Here is a 16,891-nt window from a genome sequence, read left to right on the forward strand (position 1 = left end):
TGATGTAAGTATAACTAAACAAGCTTTTTCTCAAGCTCGACGAAAGGTTTCACCTAAAGCATTTGTATATCTTCTAGATCAAGTAAATAAATGGTTTTATAAGAACACTCCTTTTAATACATATAGAGGATATAGGTTGTTAGCAATTGATGGTACAGTGTTACAATTACATAATAGCGAAAAGTTAAGAGAAAAATTTGGATATGTTGAAAACCAAAATTCCAAGGTTGCACGTGCTAAAGCTTCTATTTTATATGATGTAGAAAATGATATGATTATAGCATCAAAAATAGACAATTATAAAACTGGAGAGAGAAAACTAGCAGAAGAATTAATAATTAAAATGTGTGCAGAAGGTACATATAATGATTTATTATTATTTGATAGAGGGTATCCCTCTAGAGATTTTATAAATTTTCTTGAAGTAAAACAATTAAAATATTTGATGAGAGTCAGCAATAGATTTTTAAAAGAGGTTGTTAATGCTCCTAATCAAGATCAAATTGTAGAAGTTAAATACAATGGTATTGTATTAAAAATGAGAGTATTAAAGTTTAAATTAAATTCAGGAATAATTGAAACACTAATAACTAATATATTTGATGAGGATTTTACAATAGTGGATTTTAAAGAACTTTATTTTAAGAGATGGGGAATTGAAGTTAAATATAATGAAATAAAAAACAAATTACAAATTGAGAATTTTACGGGTGAAACACAGATAGCAATAGAACAAGATTTTTATGCTACTATGTATCTTGCAAATATGGTTGCACTAGCGAAAAAAGATGCTAATGAAGCAATTGAAGAAGAATATAAAGATAAAAATCTAACATATGAATATAAAGTTAATACTAATGTCTTGATTGGTAAGCTTAAGGATACATTGATTACTTTGATATCTATGAATAACCCTTGGAAACGTTCACGAATGCTAAGGTATATCCAAGAAGAAATCGAAAGAAATGTAATTCCAATTAGGCCAAATAGGAACTTTAAAAGAAAAGAGAATAAATCAACTCAAATGGTAAATAGAATGAATAAAAAGAGAGCTTTATAAATCTAATTACTTAATTATGAAAAAATAGAAATAAACTTCCATTATTGTGACGGAAGTTTATTTCTTATACCTAAAATTAAAAAAGCTCAATATAATTTGCATTATTTCGGTATAAATAACTCTACGAAGAAAATCTAAATTCCTATAGCATTCTAGAATAAGTGCATTTTGTAAAAATATTGAATCATAGCTTTATGACATTGCCCCTCAAGCTTTAATCCATCATTTGTAGTCATATAAACTTTTTCTTTTTTTAAAGCTTCATAATACCCTCTGTCTATCAGCCCTCTGCTTATTTGTCCTTCAAGCAAATCATCATGATTTTTTACTTTTCTTACTATAATCTGTGAAAAAAAATATTCTGTTATTGCTTCTACAATTAATATAACTATTAAAACTATACACACTGTGAATATTAATATCTTCATATTTTATTCTCCTTCAATCTCTGCATACTGGTATATTTGAGTGTTATTTATCGATTCTATACGACTTCCACTTCTATAAGTAGGATATTGAGGCTTTTGCTTCAGGTGGAGTAAAGTCTTCACTGAAGTCTCGATGATTTGCTTTAGCAAAACAACTTCACTTTCATATATCTTAATAAGTTATCCACATTATCCACAACATTGCTGTGAATAACTTGTTATTTTTTCTTAATAATTATTATTTATCAATTTTTATAATTGCTTATATTCAAAAAAAGTTTAATTTATTTTAATAATTATAAGTAAATTTTACAAAATAAAATTATTGTCATCATTAAGTATACATCATTTAAAATGCATTATTAAAGTATATACAAAAAATTTTATACAACATATTGATACTTTTATTTGATTTTATATTTTTATATCAATATATTGTATTTAGCTATTCAATATAAACTCCTTTTTAATAATTAAATGTACTATACTTATTTATCATTAATTATACTTTTTTAAAATAGTTATCAACATTATCCACATAATTGTGAATAACTTGTGCATAACTTTGTTCTTAAATAAAGTTTTTACACAAATATATAAATAATATAACTATATTGTAAATTATTTCAATTAAAATATCAAGCAAAATCGTTTAATTCCTTAATCTGTTTAAATGGGGTTAATTAATTTTTTTATAAGTTGGTATAAAAAGCACTATTAGAAATAGTGCAATTAAGTCATTTAAACAATGACCTGTCCAAGAAGCAAATAAATTTCCTGTTTTTGCAAAAATACTACCGTAAACTATACTATCTATAAATATAAAAGACATATCAAAACATACAATAAGAATAGGTCCTTTTGAAAAATGCATTGCAGCAAATATTATAGATGCTACTACAATAGCTGAAGGAGTTCCAATAACACTTGTAAGTATTGACTGAAGGACGCCTCTATAAATTACTTCTTCTATGAAAGTACCTATTGCAATATTTATAATTGTCATAAATTTTTGATTAATATCCATAGGAATACGTGAAACTACGTGATCTAAAAAGCCAACTACCTTATACTTTCCTAGAAAAAATGTTATCAACGGTAAAATTACCCCTACTAACAATATTAAAAACCAAGTTTTTCTTACATCTTGTATTGCCCCTTTACTATTAAAGCCAATATCAATTAATGAATGATTACTTATTAATAACTCCATTAATAAATAAATTATTGAAACCATAATAATTACAAAATTTATATTTTTAAATAGTAAAAAAAGCACAATACTACTAAAAATAACAACAACCATCTCCACTGCCAAGTCATCACCTTCTTCATTTTTTTATTTAGGCATTTTCAAAAAATAACTAGTCAAAAATTCGACGTATATTTTGTGCCAGATAAGGAGACAGGTTTCATCGATATCCCAGCTATCAACAAGTTCTGGCAACGCACTATGGCACAAAATAGTTCAACATACTGATATACATATATATTTCACTATGCCTAAAATAGTGATAAAATAATTATACAAAATTCATTTCATAATTGGAGGTAACAGCAATGAGAATAGGAATGGGATATGATGTGCATAAATTAGTTGAAAATAGAAAACTTATTTTAGGTGGAGTTGAAATACCTTATGAATTAGGTCTTTTAGGTCATTCTGATGCAGATGTGCTTTTACATGCAATATGTGACAGTTTACTCGGTGCTGCTGCACTCGGAGATATAGGCAAACATTTTCCTGATACAGATGAAAAATATAAAGGAATCTCTAGTTTATTGCTTTTGGAATATGTTGGTAATTTAATATATGAAAAAGGATATACTATTGAAAATATTGATGCAACTATAATAGCTCAAAAACCTAAGATGGCACCACATATACCTACAATGATTAAAAACATATCAAAAGCACTCAATATTTCAGAAAACCAAGTCAACATAAAGGCAACTACAGAAGAAGGTTTAGGATTTACTGGCAAAAACGAAGGAATTTCTGCTCAAAGCATATGTTTGCTAGGTTAGCAACCAACTTGCAACCTAGCACCTTGTCTTTTCTCCCAGTACCTAGAAAAGCTACTGTCCATCAAGTTACAAATCTGTACTAGAGATTAGAGACTGGAAACTAAACAGCAGTTGCCAATCACCAGTCGCCAATCACTAAAGCAGATTGTTGCCTTGATGGAGATTAGTGATTAGTGACTAGAGATTAGCCCTAGCACCTAAATCCTAGCCCCTTCTTTTTAAGTTGATGTACATGCTTCAATCATATCATCTAAAGTAATAAGTATAATATTTTTATTTATATTATTGAAGTCAATAACCTCCTTTTTAAAACCACTTTTCGAAAAGAAAATATAATACTTATTAGGCATATTAAAAATAGCGGCTTTCTCTATAAGCGAATTAACAATTCTCATATTTATAGGTTCATTTCTCCACTTACATTCTCCAAACATGATGTTTGTATCACTTCTACATATTATATCAATTTCCTCTTCACATTTTTTAATAGGATTATTACCCCACCAACGACCTATTGAATCAAATATAAAAGGTAATTCATCATTAATATTTTTTCTCCTTAGATATTGAATACAAATATCTTCAAATACAGAACCAAGATAATCATTAATAAATGGAAATACCTTTTTCTTGTAAATGTAATCCAGCTTTTTTTGTTCTATAAGCTCTGCATTACCAAAAACAAACTTAAACCAAAAGCAAAACATATTATCTTTTATTTTATATAAGGTTTTCCTTGAAGTTTCTTTTTCACCCAAAGGTATTTCTTTATCTAAAATACCTAATTCTAAAAGATTTTTTAAATATTTAGCACATTTATCCGACGGTTCACCAACCTTAGTAGATATTTCATTCAGTTTAGAAGCTCCTTTTGCAATAGACTCTATAATTGAATTGTAAAATATCGGTTCTCTAAGTTCTTGTTTAAGAATGTTTCTTGGCTCATCATAAAAATAAGAATTTTTATTAAAGAAAGAATTCTTAATATTTTCTTCAATGCTTAAATTATAATCAAATTTCTGTAAATATTGAGGTATACCACCTAAAATTCCATAAGCTAAAATCTTATCTTCATTAGAATAATTTTTAAAAAATTCACAAGAAGTAAAAAAATCAAAAGGTTCTATTTTAAATTGTGCAGTTTTCCTTCCAAACAAAGGGCTTTTATAACTTAAAACTTCTTTTTCCATAAAACTCATAGATGAACCACATATTATTAAGAATAATTTAGTATCCTTTAGATAATGATCTATTACATTTTGTAAAATTGAAGGAATAGATTTATTAGCTGCAACAGTATAAGGGAATTCATCAATTACAAGAACAATTCTTTTGCTTTCGGCCATTTTACCGATATATTTTAATGCCATATACCATTCTGTAAAGTCAGGTATAAAACCCTTCATATTAAAATGTGACAAAACAGTATCACTAAAATTTTCTAAATTTCTTTTATCATTATATTCTTCTGCAACATAGAAAATTGCATTTTTATCTTTGCAAAATTCTGTTAAAAGAGTAGTTTTTCCTACTCTACGTCTTCCATAAACAACAGCAAATTCAAATTTATTAGAATCGTACAATCTATTTAATTCAAAAATTTCGTCACTTCTACCTACAAACATATTATCACCTCGTTGAAATAACTAACTTTAGAATAACTAACTTATAAGTTAGTTATTCTAAAGTTAGTTATATTATACCCCAATCCTACCTTTTAATTCTACCCCTGGGGTGTAAAATTTACCATTCTAATATTTCTTTTTTCTGCAACTCTTAAAATTTTCTTCACTCTCTCAACTTTTTTACTATCTTCTCCCTTCAAGTCTTGTCTATATTCTATCTTTCTCAATATTCTATCTATCTCTTTATAAGTCATACCAAGTGCAAATTCATCTGTAACTCCTGGAATCAAATCTGGAGTTGGAGGTTTGTTTATTATCTTTTCAGGAATTTTAAGTTCTCGTGCGAGCTGAAAAACTTGAGTTTTATATAGATGCATAATAGGTTCAATGTCTACAGAATCATCTCCCCATTTTACATAAAAACCAGTTACATATTCTGTTTTATTGGTAGTACCTATAACTGCATAGTTCCTTTTTTCTGCTTCCATGTATAAGCAACACATCCTAACTCTATGTTTTGCTCTGTAATATGCAATCCCTTTTAAAAATTCTTCATTACCTTTGTTCTGTAAATCCTCTAAAAATGTATCTTCTTTGGACAAAGATTTCCATTTATTTTTTACATAATTTTTCTTTATTCTCTCTGGTATAAACAGTGCTGGTGGTTGAAGTGAATATACTCCCATTGCTCTTAATATTGGACTTATAGATTTTTTAATATAAGAAATACCTAAATAATCACACACTAACTTAGAATCATCAACCGTACTTGATGATGAATCTCTCTCTGGTAACAAAACTCCAAACACTTTATCTTTTCCTAATGCTTCAACACATAACTTAGCAACTACTGCTGAATCAATTCCTCCACTTATTCCAATAACTGCACCTTTATAATCGTATTTATCAATTGTCCTTTTTATGAAATTAACTATTTCACTCTTCAAAGTTTTTCACCACCTCAAAAATAAATTATATATTCATTGTACTTTAAACACCCTGCATTAAAATTTTACCATATATTTGATTAATTTACCATGTAGAACCCCAAAAAATATCGCTGTTATTCTAAATCTCTGATATAATATATGTATCAAAGATTTATTTTGCAACAAAATAGTGAAAGGATGATACTATGAAATTCAATATTAAAAAGATTATAATATCCCCATTAATAATATGCACTATATTTTCATTTGCAGGGTGTTCTAATAAAAATGATACTACAAAAAACAGCACTCAAATTCAAACTCAAACTTCAACTAAAAATAATATATCTAATGATACGTCTGATACACCCAACAACAAAATTTCTAAATTAAATGAAGACGATTTTATTATAACTTACAAAAAAAATAAAATTACAGTTGGTAAGTTTTCAGAAGAATTATTTAAAAATATTGGTTCTGGTACAGCTAATGACAATAATAATTGGGGATTCGTTGGATTTGATGACAAAGATAATTATAAATATTATTCTCATGGATATCCTTCTGATAATCCATTATTCATAGTAAGAACAAGAACTAATATAGCTGACGGGAGCATAATAATTAGTGACATAGATGTGACCAAAATGGGTACTAATAGACAAATTAGATTGGGAAGCAAAAGCGATGAAATAACATCTGCTTATGGCAAACCAAATAAAATACTTGATTTTGATGATAGTATTACAAATTATGAATACTATTATAAAGACAAAATATTAGACTTTTATTTAGATAGTAAAACAAATAAGGTTACTCAAATAATACTACGATACAATGAAAAATCCTTATCATAAAGCAATATAATATAATCGCAGTAAACAATTAATCTCCAACCCATGCTTTATAACTTCAAAACTGAAGCTTATTTAGGCATATAAAATAACAAGTCAAATATACTAGCATACTGACTAATTGTTTTTTTGAATACGCCTTATGGGATTGGAGATTAAATTTTATTTATATTAAATCTTAATCATGTTAACTCATAACTATCTATTAATTTACTTAGCTTTTCAAATGCTGATTTTGTTCTTTTACCAAATATGCCATCCTCTACAAGCATTTTGCCTTCATAATCTGTAATGTTTATGCTATTAAGAAATTTTTGGAGTTTCAATATAACTTCTTCATTCCCATCATGTCCATTATCGTTATGTCCATTATCTTCATAATGAATATCAGTATTAATATCTCTGCCAGGATATTTTTTACTTAAATATTTAGCTGCACCTTTTATTATTGCACAAGCAACCTTTTTTTGAAATTCATAAGAAAGAAGTAATTTCTCCTCTTTTGGATTTGATATAAATGCAGTTTCTACTAAAACCGCTGGCATACTAGTCATTCTTAGAACTCCAAATCTTGCGGTTTTATATCCCCTATTGGCAAGCTTTGTTGCTTTTAACATTTCATTATGAATTTCTAACCCCAATTTCTTTCCTTCTTCGCTACCTGGAAATCCATAGGTTTCAGTACCATGACTTTCTCTTCTAAAAGCATTGCAGTGTATACTTATAAAGATATCACAATCATTTCTATTTGCAATTTCCGCTCTATCTCTAAGACTCAAAAACTTATCTGATGTTCTTGTATAAACTACATCAAGTCCACTTATTTTCGCTAATTCACCAGCCAATTTTGCAATCTTTAATGTTATATCCTTTTCTTTTATATTTCCTGAACCTATTGCTCCAGGCTCACTTCCACCATGCCCAGCATCAATACAAATCTTCACAAAATCACCACCATTATTTTTTCATTACAATATATTTTATGTGTAATATCAAATAAATGTTATGATTAAACCATAACAAACTATTAGTAAATTTTCGCTATACAATTTATGATATTGCTTCTCCCACTATATATAGTGATAAATTACTATTAAAAATGCTTTTTGTAGAATACTCACATTATTTAATTTCTCCATTATTATATTCACATCAATATATATGCTAATAATTTAAATTTTGCAAAACAAAATAATATATCACACATATTGGATTGTTTGAATATTATATACTGATTTATAGATTTATGAAAGGAGAATACAAGTGACTGCAGCTGCACGTAAAATTGTTGAAATGGCTGGCATAGATGTAGACGTTTTATTAGAACTCTTAATTAAAAGTGCTTCCGCTGAATTTATTACTTATTATTACTATACCATTTTAAGGTGTAATCTTATTGGTTTAGGTGGAGAGGTAATTAAAAATGTAGCAGAAACTGCAAGAATAGAAGACAGAAATCATTTTGAAGCATTGATACCTAGAATATATGAATTAGGCGGCAATCTACCTGATAATTTAATTGAATTTCACAATATGTCCATATGTCCAGCACCATTATTGCCAAAAAATCCAATGGACTTAAGAGAAATGTTAAAAGTATTTATAAAAGCTGAAAGATGTGCTATATACAACTATAATTCAATTTGCAGTATGACAGCAGGTAAAGATTTTGCAACCTATGATCTTGTTCAATCTATATTACAAGAAGAAATACAACACGAAGCGTGGTTTTCTGAACTACTAGCTGAAGGTCCAGCAGGACATATCGAAAGAAAAGGTAATCAAAACTCACCATTTGTTTCTAAATTCTTAAAATAGTAAACTTATTCATATTTGACCATATATTTTTTGAAGATGCCTAAATACTTTATAAAAATAAAATTTTTGCAGAATTTATAAAAGCATATACTGCACAAATTTGCAATATATGCTTTATTCATTAGCTTATCAAGTCACAAAATCCATATTCTTGTTTAGACTATTATACGGTTTTAAGAGCTTTGCAAGTATATATAAACCAGACAGACAACGCTAACATTCTCACCTATTTGATTTAAAATTCTACAAGTATATATGATTACTTCAAACTTAGTTTCTCCTTAGCCTCTAGTAAATCATTCAGTCTATCCTCAAGAATATACTCATCCTCTAATCCTTTATTAAGTCCTTCTCTATATATTTTCTCAGCTTTATCAAAATCTATTAACTCTCTTTGCTTTTTTAGAATATTTGAAAGCCAATAAACATCACCCCATTTTATATAAACCCATGCATAATCATTAAATTCCTCTGCAGCTGATTCAAAAATTTTCTCACTCGTCATTATAGAACCTATTTCAAAATATGACTCTGCCTCAGCTAACTTCATATTTAAAATTATGAATTCATCAGAATCAGGCAATAAATTATAGAACTCCATACAATATCTTATCCTGATTTTATAGAATTCTTTATTTAAAGAAGCTGCATTTTCAAGTTCCATTTCAAAATCCTGACACCAATTCTCTAAACTTTCATATCCTTCAAATTCATCATCTATTTCTTCAATTGATGTAAATTTCTTAACATGAATAACTCTTTTTAAACTCTCCCACGCTTTCATCCAAATTGTACATGCATCCTTAACATTTTCCTCTTCTAATTTTGTGTATCCCATTTGAATGATTTCATTTATTTTTTGTAAATTCGTATCCATATCTGATTTACTCCTTATCCTTCATAATTTCTTCTTTTATTTTAAAAGCTTTTGGTATTGAAAGATTATAAGGTGGTCTTAATATTCCAACTTCTGTAATAATGCCTGTTATGTATTTATGAGGTGTAACATCAAAAGCTGGATTAAATGTATCAACATCATTAGGTGCTGTCTGCACTCCAAATAATTGCCTTACTTCATTTTTGTTTCTTTCCTCAATAGGAATTTCATCACCATCAGTAAGACTTATATCTATTGTAGAAAGTGGTGCAGCTGCATACACTGGAATTCCATGTTCCTTAGCAAGAACTGCAACTGAGTATGAACCTATTTTATTTGCAACATCACCATTCAATGTTATTCTATCCGCTCCAAAAATAACCATATCTATTTTACCAAGCTTCATTGCATATCCAGCCATATTATCTGTTATAAGTGTTGTTGGTATTCCTTCTTTAACAAGTTCCCACGCAGTTAATCTTGAACCTTGAAGCAATGGTCTCGTTTCATCTGCATATACCTTTATATTCTTTCCTGAACTATGAGCATATCTTATAACACTAAGTGCTGTTCCATATCCTGCTGTTGCAAGCGCCCCAGCATTACAATGTGTAAGTATACTGGCATTCTCTAGAACAACATCATTTCCATGTTTGCCTATAGCCATGTTACATTCTATATCTTCTTTATATATTTTATTAGCTTCTTCTAATAATTTATCCTTAATAATATCTTTTTCAAGTTCATTTAAAGTATCAAGTTTTTTCTTCATTCTGTCAAGAGCCCAAAACAAATTCACCGCAGTAGGTCTTGTAGAGGATAATTCCTTAATAGCATTATTAATGAATTTGAAATACTCTTCTTTTGTAGAAGTTTCTTTTTGTGCCTGTATAGCGGCTAATACAACACCATAAGCAGCTGATACTCCAATTGCTGGTGCGCCCCTGACGCTTAACACTTTTATAGCTTTGCATAAAGTAGAATATTCTTTACATTCAATATATTTTTCTTCTACTGGCAATTTAGTACAATCTATTAATACCAAAGTATCATCTTTCCACTCAATAGTTTTTACATTTGACATATTTACCACCTCAAAATATTTTAGATTTTACTTAGACATTTGAAAGAAAATAACAAGTCAAGTATGTTATTTATTTTTTGAAAACGCCTTACTATAACTATTTAAATAGAAATCCCTCATGTAGTCAACATCCTCTTTAGGCAATTCTACTACACCCCCAAGAATATTTGCAAATATAACCTCTTTTGCTGACTTTTCAACTATCTGTGCTGTTTTTAAAGCTTCCTTCAAGTTTCTTCCCGCTGCTAGACATCCATGATTGGCAAGTACTGCTGCCATTCTTCCTTCTAGTGCTTTAACTACAGCTTCCCCAAGTTCACTAGAGCCTGGAAGAAAATATTCATTTACTCTCACATCCCCCCCAACAATTTGAACCATATCCTCCGCTGCAGCAGGAATAGGTTTTCTTGCAAGTGCAAATGCAGTAACATATTGACTATGTGTATGAACTATCGCATTTATATCATTTCTATTTTTATAAATAATTGAATGCATCGGAAATTCAATTGAAGGCTTTTTATTACCATCAATTATGTTTCCCTCAAAATCCATAATAACTATATCATTTGGTTGTATTTCTTTATAATCAACTCCACTAGGTGTTATCGCCATGTAATTTTCCCCTGGAATTCTTGCACTTATATTTCCCCAAGTTCCAACTGTCATATTACTATTTATCATATTTATGCCTGTTTCAATAACTTGTTTTCTTATATCTAAATACATTTTATATTCATCCTTTCATGCTTTACATTTACTTAGGCTCATTCAAGTGAACTCGTTTTGCTAAAGCAAAACATCGAGACTTCAGGTGGAGGCTCTACTCCACCTGAAGCAAAAGCAAGCATATATCTACTTATATGATACCATAAATTCACATTATTAATATATAATTTGCTATAAAAAATTAAAGGCTTCTGCCCTATAGACAGAAACCTCTAAAATATTCATTACATCACTCTAAACATAAATCGCTTTGCGTAGTATAAGCAATTCCAAGAGCTCCAGGCCCAACATGAAGTCCAACAATAGGACCTATGTCGCATATTTCAACTGATCTACCAATCTTTTTTTCAATAATTTTTGCAAACTTTATAGCTTCATCTTCATCATTTATGTGGTGTACTATTATATCATTTAAACCATGCTCTTTAACATCATTAAGCATTATATCAATTATTGCCATAAGAGCTTTCTTCTTTGTTCTAACCTTAGATAATATAGCAACTTTTCCTTTTGAATAAGTAAGTATTGGCTTTATTTGCATTATCTTTCCTATTAAAGCCTGTGCTTCTCCTATCCTTCCCCCTCTTTTTAAGTACTCCAATGTATCAGGAATAAATATAAATCTACTTCTCTTCAAAACCGTTTTTGCTGAATTTACGACTTCCTCCATACTATTTCCTGACTTAGCTGCTTTTGCTGCTGATAAAACAGCATACCCAAGCTGCATACATATAGTCTTGGAATCAATCACCTCAATTTCTGCATGTGGGTAATTTTCTAATATCATATCCTTCACCAAAAGAGCTGATTGATACGTTCCACTCACCCCAGAAGATATAAAAACAGCTACAATTTTATTTCCATTTTTAATTTCTTTTTCAAAAATATTATAGAGTTCCTCTATTGATGGTTGAGATGAAGTTGGCATAGTCGTGCTATTTTTAAGTTTATTATAGAAGTAATCATTATCAACTTCCAACTCTTTAAATGTTTCATCTTCAAATATTACACTCAATGAAATCACAGTTATATCAAATAATTCCCAAAACTCTTTCGGAATATACGAGGTGCTATCTGTAATAATTTTAATTCCCATTAAATTTTCCACCTTTATCAATTTTATAAGACTCCCTCAACTTACTTTTGTCCAAACCGTTAATATAATGTAATATAGTTATTAAAACTATGTATTATCTTGTATATATTCTACTACTTTTTAATCAATTTATCAACAAATTTTTCTATTTATTGAATATAATTTATTATACTGGTATACTAGTAGTATATAAAATTAAATATTGAAAATATTTTAAATATTATAAACTTTTAAAAGTGGGGTGATATCATGCAAATGCTTATATTCGTTTTAAATAATATTAATTATCTAGAAGAAATAATGAACGAATTTACAAAATCAGGTATAAAAGGAGCAACAATAATTGATAGTACGGGTATGGCTAAGGTATTAAATCATTTTTCCTCAGGTGAAGTTCCAATATTCGGCTCATTAAAAATGCTTATGAATGAAAAGCGTCCTTTTAATAAAACAATATTTACAGTAATAAAGGATTCACAAGTTCAAACTGCTGTAAGTGCCATAGAGCGTATTGTAGGAGATTTGTCCAAGCCAGATGTTGGTATTGTATTTACCATACCGGTTAACTTTGTCGAAGGAATCGTAAAAGAATAGTTCAAAATATATTTAGAGAAGGAAGGCTTCATAGATGCATATTTTGTTTTACACTGGAATGATTCTTATCTCTGGGCTTATTATGGGTAAACTCGTATCCTACATTAAACTTCCAGAGGTTACTGGTTATTTATTAGCAGGTGTTCTCATCGGTCCAAGCATTCTAGGTATAGTACCCGTAGAAGCTGCTGAAAAATTAAATGTAATTTCTGAAATGGCATTAGGTTTAATTGCTTATAGCATAGGAAGCGAATTCAACTTTAGCCATATGAAAAAGATAGGTAAAGGCATATTGTTAATAACTGTACTTGAATCTTTAAGTGCTGTTATTCTTGTAGATTTAGCTATGATTTTTATTTTTAAGGAAAAGCTTTTTTTTAGCATATCACTTGGTGCTATAGCCGCTGCAACTGCTCCAGCTGCTACTCTAATGGTAATAAGGCAATATAAAGCTAAAGGTCCTTTGGTTAATACGCTACTTCCAATAGTTGCTATGGATGATGCTGTTGGTATTATCATTTTTGGTATTTCAATGGCAATAACAAAATCATTAGTATCCGTAGATGTTAAACTCCCTATGGGTAAAATGATATTATTACCCTTTGGTGAAATTTTTCTTGCCTTTGTTGTTGGCATATGCATAGGTATAATTTTGTCAATAGTTGCAAATAGGGCAAATGGCGAAGATCAATTATTGACTATTGCACTTGCAGTTATTTTTGCTGCAATTGGATTATCGGTTGAATTAAATATTTCAGCATTACTTGTGTGTATGTGCATTGGAGCTACTGTTACAAATGTAGTACCTAACAATAAAAGATTATTATCAATTGTTGATAGATTTACTCCTCCAGTTTTTGCAGTATTTTTTACGCTTGCAGGTATAGAGCTCAATATATCAATATTAAAAGATGTTGGAATTATAGGAATTGCATATATGCTTCTTAGAGTTTTAGGTAAAATGCTAGGTGCTTCATTAGGAGCAAAAATTATAAATTCACCTAAAACAGTACAAAAGTATTTAGGCTTTACATTAATTCCTCAAGCAGGTGTCGCAATAGGACTGGCAATGATTGCAGAAACAGAATTGCCTTCCCCATATGGTGCAAAAATAAGAACAATTATTTTATCAGCCACTGTAATTTATGAACTTATAGGTCCTTTAATGACTAAAATTGCAGTATTTAGGGCCGGAGAAGTACCTTTAAGCAATTCCCCAAAATCAAATATAAATTGCTAAATTAAAACATATTTTAAGAGCACCTTCTATATGAAGATGCTCTTTCTACTTTTAAGTGTTAATTATTGTCCTAATGTTGCTACCATAACAGCTTTTATAGTATGCATTCTGTTTTCAGCTTCATCAAATACTATTGATGCTTCACTTTCAAACACTTCATTAGTTACTTCCATTGCATCTAATCCGAATTTTTCATGTATTTCTCTGCCTACAGCAGTATTTAAATCGTGGAAAGCTGGTAAGCAGTGCATGAACTTAGTATCTTTATTTCCTGTCATTTGCATCATTTCTTTATTAACTTGATAAGGTTTTAATAAATTTATTCTCTTTTCCCAAACTTCGTCTGGTTCACCCATTGATACCCAAACATCAGTGTAAATAACATCTACATCTTTAACACCTTCTGCTACACTATCAGTAATAGTAATTGTTCCACTTGATTCTTTAGCAACCTCTCTGCATCTCTTTACTAATTCTTCTTCTGGGAATAATTCTTTAGGACATACACTTCTGAAATCCATTCCCATTTTAGCTGCACCAATCATCAATGCATTACCCATGTTATTTCTTCCATCTCCAACATAAGCAAATTTAATTTCACTTAGTGGCTTATTGAAGTGTTCTCTTATAGTTAAAAAGTCTGCTAAAACCTGTGTTGGATGGTCTTCATTAGTTAATCCATTCCATACTGGTACTCCAGAATATTTTGCTAATGTTTCAACTACCTCTTGACCAAAACCTCTATACTCAATACCATCATACATTCTTCCAAGTACTCTAGCAGTATCCGCAATAGATTCTTTTTTACCTATCTGGCTTCCAGTTGGTCCTAAATATGTAACGTGAGCACCTTGATCATGTGCTGCAACCTCGAAAGCACATCTTGTTCTTGTTGAAGCCTTTTCAAAAATCAAAGCAATATTTTTACCTTTAAGTCTTGGTTGTTCAGCACCTGCATATTTAGCTCTCTTTAAATCCCTAGCCAAGTCTAAAAAGAAATTAATTTCCTTTGATGAAAAATCCATAAGAGTTAAAAAACTTCTGTTTCTTAAATTATACATTCTAACTTTCCCCTCTCTTTATATTTAATAAATTTTTTCTTTTTAATATTTAAACCACACTGCACTTATTAGTATACCAGGTTATCAAAATTATTAAAACCAATAGAAAATATTTAATATACATATATTCTGTATTAACATTCACTATAAAAATATTTACATGATACATCTTTCATTGTAAGGTATATACTAAAAATCTAAATTACGCCCTACTTATGACAATCTTCTCTGTAGAAAGGCATAGACATACATCTTGGGCCTCCTCTACCTCTTGATAATTCAGATGAAGGTATTGCAATAACCTCAATATTATATTTATCTAGCAACTCATTTGTAACATAATTTCTCTCATATGTTATAACCTTACCTGGTGCTATTGCAAGCGTATTAGAACCATCATTCCACTGTTCTCTACCAGCAATAATTTGATCTCCTCCGCCGCAACGTATTAGAGTTATGTCCCTTTTTAAATGACTAGATAATATTTTTTCAAGAGTACCCTCTTCTTCAACTGCCTTAACATCATTATTCTTTTCATCATACGTTAAAGCTGTAACCTTCAAGCCTCCCTCAATGCCTGGATGTACTGTGAATTTATCATAATCAATCATAGTAAATACAGTATCTAGGTGCATAAATGCCCTGCTCTTAGGTATATCAAATATCAATAAAGTATTAAATCCTTCATTGCTCTCAAATATTTTTTTAGCAATTTTCATTGCTGCTTGCTTATCAGTTCTTTCACTTGCACCAATCGCAATAACTTCGTCTGATAATATCAATTCATCTCCGCCCTCGACACTATACTTTTCAGTCCTATCGTACCAATATTTAATGCCAGAATCTTTGTATTCAGGATGATAGTTAAAAATATACTTACCAAATATAGTTTCTCTTTTTCTTGTTTTAGTTCTCATAGAATTCACTGATACTCCACTACCGATTGTAGCAAAAGGATCTCTAGTAAAATAAAGATTTGGCATAGGATCCATTATGAATGGATACTCATTTGAATTTTCTTTTAATCCAATTTCTTTTTTCCTAACTCCTGCCATTATTTTATCAACCATGGCTTTAGTTGGCATAGACTTAAAATACTCAATTAATACTTTAATTGTATCTTCATCTTTAATATCACATTCATATATAACTTCTTTTAAAAACTTTTCCTTAACATCACACTCATGTAATGCTTCACTCACCAATTTTTCAAGATATAAAACTTCAACACCATTCATTCTTAAAACATTCGCAAAATTATCGTGCTCATCTTTTGCAACTTTTAAATAAGGAATATCATCAAAAAGCAATCTTTCAAGATAATCAGGCACAAGATTTTCTATCTCTCTTCCTGGTCTATGAAGCATTACTGTCTTAAGCTTTCCAATCTCAGAATAAACATGAATCTTTCTTTTATTTTCCATTTATACTCACCCTTTTCATATATGGCATAATTACTTGAATAGTTTCT

At 29.5% G+C, this 16,891-nt stretch carries 17 protein-coding genes; 6 read left to right on the top strand and 11 right to left on the bottom strand.

Annotated features, from left to right (window positions below):
- The coding region (locus CLTEP_RS09210; protein ID WP_066825831.1) for an IS4 family transposase at positions 1–1,060 on the top strand (1,060 nt) is incomplete at its 5' end.
- 152 nt (positions 1,061–1,212) lie between these two features.
- On the opposite strand, the gene CLTEP_RS09215 is transcribed toward CLTEP_RS09210, so the two are convergent.
- The gene (locus tag CLTEP_RS09215) at positions 1,213–1,488 is read right to left on the bottom strand and encodes a hypothetical protein (protein WP_066825833.1); all 276 of its coding nucleotides are present in this window, start codon (positions 1,486–1,488) and stop codon (positions 1,213–1,215) included.
- Positions 1,489–2,167: 679 nt separating this feature from the next.
- Positions 2,168–2,800 carry a CPBP family intramembrane glutamic endopeptidase gene (locus tag CLTEP_RS09220; protein WP_242863902.1) on the bottom strand — a complete coding sequence of 211 codons (633 nt, stop codon included), beginning with the start codon at positions 2,798–2,800 and terminating at the stop codon, positions 2,168–2,170.
- A gap of 248 nt (positions 2,801–3,048) precedes the next feature.
- Here CLTEP_RS09220 and ispF point away from each other — a divergent pair, with 248 nt between their 5' ends.
- The gene (gene ispF / locus CLTEP_RS09225; RefSeq protein WP_066825839.1) at positions 3,049–3,516 is read left to right on the top strand and encodes a 2-C-methyl-D-erythritol 2,4-cyclodiphosphate synthase; all 468 of its coding nucleotides are present in this window, start codon (positions 3,049–3,051) and stop codon (positions 3,514–3,516) included.
- 218 nt (positions 3,517–3,734) lie between these two features.
- On the opposite strand, the gene CLTEP_RS09230 is transcribed toward ispF, so the two are convergent.
- The gene (locus CLTEP_RS09230; protein ID WP_066825842.1) at positions 3,735–5,141 is read right to left on the bottom strand and encodes an ATP-binding protein; all 1,407 of its coding nucleotides are present in this window, start codon (positions 5,139–5,141) and stop codon (positions 3,735–3,737) included.
- A gap of 98 nt (positions 5,142–5,239) precedes the next feature.
- A complete protein-coding gene (gene nadE / locus CLTEP_RS09235; protein ID WP_066825845.1) occupies positions 5,240–6,088 on the bottom strand; it encodes an NAD(+) synthase in 849 nt (282 codons plus the stop codon).
- Positions 6,089–6,276: 188 nt separating this feature from the next.
- On the opposite strand from nadE, the gene CLTEP_RS09240 reads away from it, so the two are divergent.
- Complete coding sequence (locus CLTEP_RS09240; RefSeq protein ID WP_066825848.1) at positions 6,277–6,927, top strand: hypothetical protein; 651 nt, start codon at positions 6,277–6,279, stop codon at positions 6,925–6,927.
- A 179-nt stretch (positions 6,928–7,106) separates the two neighbouring features.
- Here the strand turns inward: CLTEP_RS09240 and CLTEP_RS09245 are convergent, their stop codons facing one another.
- Positions 7,107–7,868, bottom strand: a complete 762-nt coding sequence (locus CLTEP_RS09245) for an N-acetylmuramoyl-L-alanine amidase family protein (RefSeq protein ID WP_066825850.1) — start codon at positions 7,866–7,868, stop codon at positions 7,107–7,109.
- A gap of 319 nt (positions 7,869–8,187) precedes the next feature.
- On the opposite strand from CLTEP_RS09245, the gene dps reads away from it, so the two are divergent.
- Complete coding sequence (gene dps, locus CLTEP_RS09250) at positions 8,188–8,742, top strand: DNA protection during starvation protein (protein ID WP_153016312.1); 555 nt, start codon at positions 8,188–8,190, stop codon at positions 8,740–8,742.
- Positions 8,743–9,001: 259 nt separating this feature from the next.
- Here the strand turns inward: dps and CLTEP_RS09255 are convergent, their stop codons facing one another.
- The 4 genes from CLTEP_RS09255 to CLTEP_RS09270 all read right to left on the bottom strand — a co-directional run bounded on the left by CLTEP_RS09255 (position 9,002) and on the right by CLTEP_RS09270 (position 12,525).
- Complete coding sequence (locus CLTEP_RS09255) at positions 9,002–9,619, bottom strand: hypothetical protein (RefSeq protein ID WP_066825851.1); 618 nt, start codon at positions 9,617–9,619, stop codon at positions 9,002–9,004.
- Positions 9,620–9,626: 7 nt separating this feature from the next.
- Positions 9,627–10,703, bottom strand: a complete 1,077-nt coding sequence (gene mtnA, locus CLTEP_RS09260; RefSeq protein ID WP_066825854.1) for an S-methyl-5-thioribose-1-phosphate isomerase — start codon at positions 10,701–10,703, stop codon at positions 9,627–9,629.
- Between the two features lie 66 nt (positions 10,704–10,769).
- Positions 10,770–11,429: a class II aldolase/adducin family protein gene (locus tag CLTEP_RS09265; protein WP_066825855.1), complete on the bottom strand. Its 660-nt coding sequence runs from the start codon at positions 11,427–11,429 to the stop codon at positions 10,770–10,772.
- Positions 11,430–11,658: 229 nt separating this feature from the next.
- Positions 11,659–12,525: a DegV family protein gene (locus CLTEP_RS09270; RefSeq protein WP_066825858.1), complete on the bottom strand. Its 867-nt coding sequence runs from the start codon at positions 12,523–12,525 to the stop codon at positions 11,659–11,661.
- Positions 12,526–12,774: 249 nt separating this feature from the next.
- Between CLTEP_RS09270 and CLTEP_RS09275 the strand changes: the two genes are divergently transcribed.
- Positions 12,775–13,119, top strand: coding sequence for a P-II family nitrogen regulator (locus CLTEP_RS09275; protein ID WP_066825861.1), 345 nt, complete (start codon positions 12,775–12,777; stop codon positions 13,117–13,119).
- A gap of 34 nt (positions 13,120–13,153) precedes the next feature.
- Positions 13,154–14,359, top strand: a complete 1,206-nt coding sequence (locus CLTEP_RS09280) for a cation:proton antiporter (protein ID WP_066825864.1) — start codon at positions 13,154–13,156, stop codon at positions 14,357–14,359.
- 62 nt (positions 14,360–14,421) lie between these two features.
- On the opposite strand, the gene argF is transcribed toward CLTEP_RS09280, so the two are convergent.
- Both argF and arcA read right to left on the bottom strand, forming a co-directional pair.
- A complete protein-coding gene (gene argF / locus CLTEP_RS09285) occupies positions 14,422–15,420 on the bottom strand; it encodes an ornithine carbamoyltransferase (RefSeq protein ID WP_066825867.1) in 999 nt (332 codons plus the stop codon).
- 209 nt (positions 15,421–15,629) lie between these two features.
- On the bottom strand, positions 15,630–16,844 hold the full coding sequence (gene arcA, locus CLTEP_RS09290) for an arginine deiminase (RefSeq protein WP_066825870.1): 1,215 nt from the start codon (positions 16,842–16,844) through the stop codon (positions 15,630–15,632).
- Positions 16,845–16,891 lie beyond the last annotated feature (47 nt).

This window comes from Clostridium tepidiprofundi DSM 19306 (genome assembly GCF_001594005.1).
Lineage (GTDB): Bacteria > Bacillota > Clostridia > Clostridiales > Clostridiaceae > Clostridium_AC > Clostridium_AC tepidiprofundi.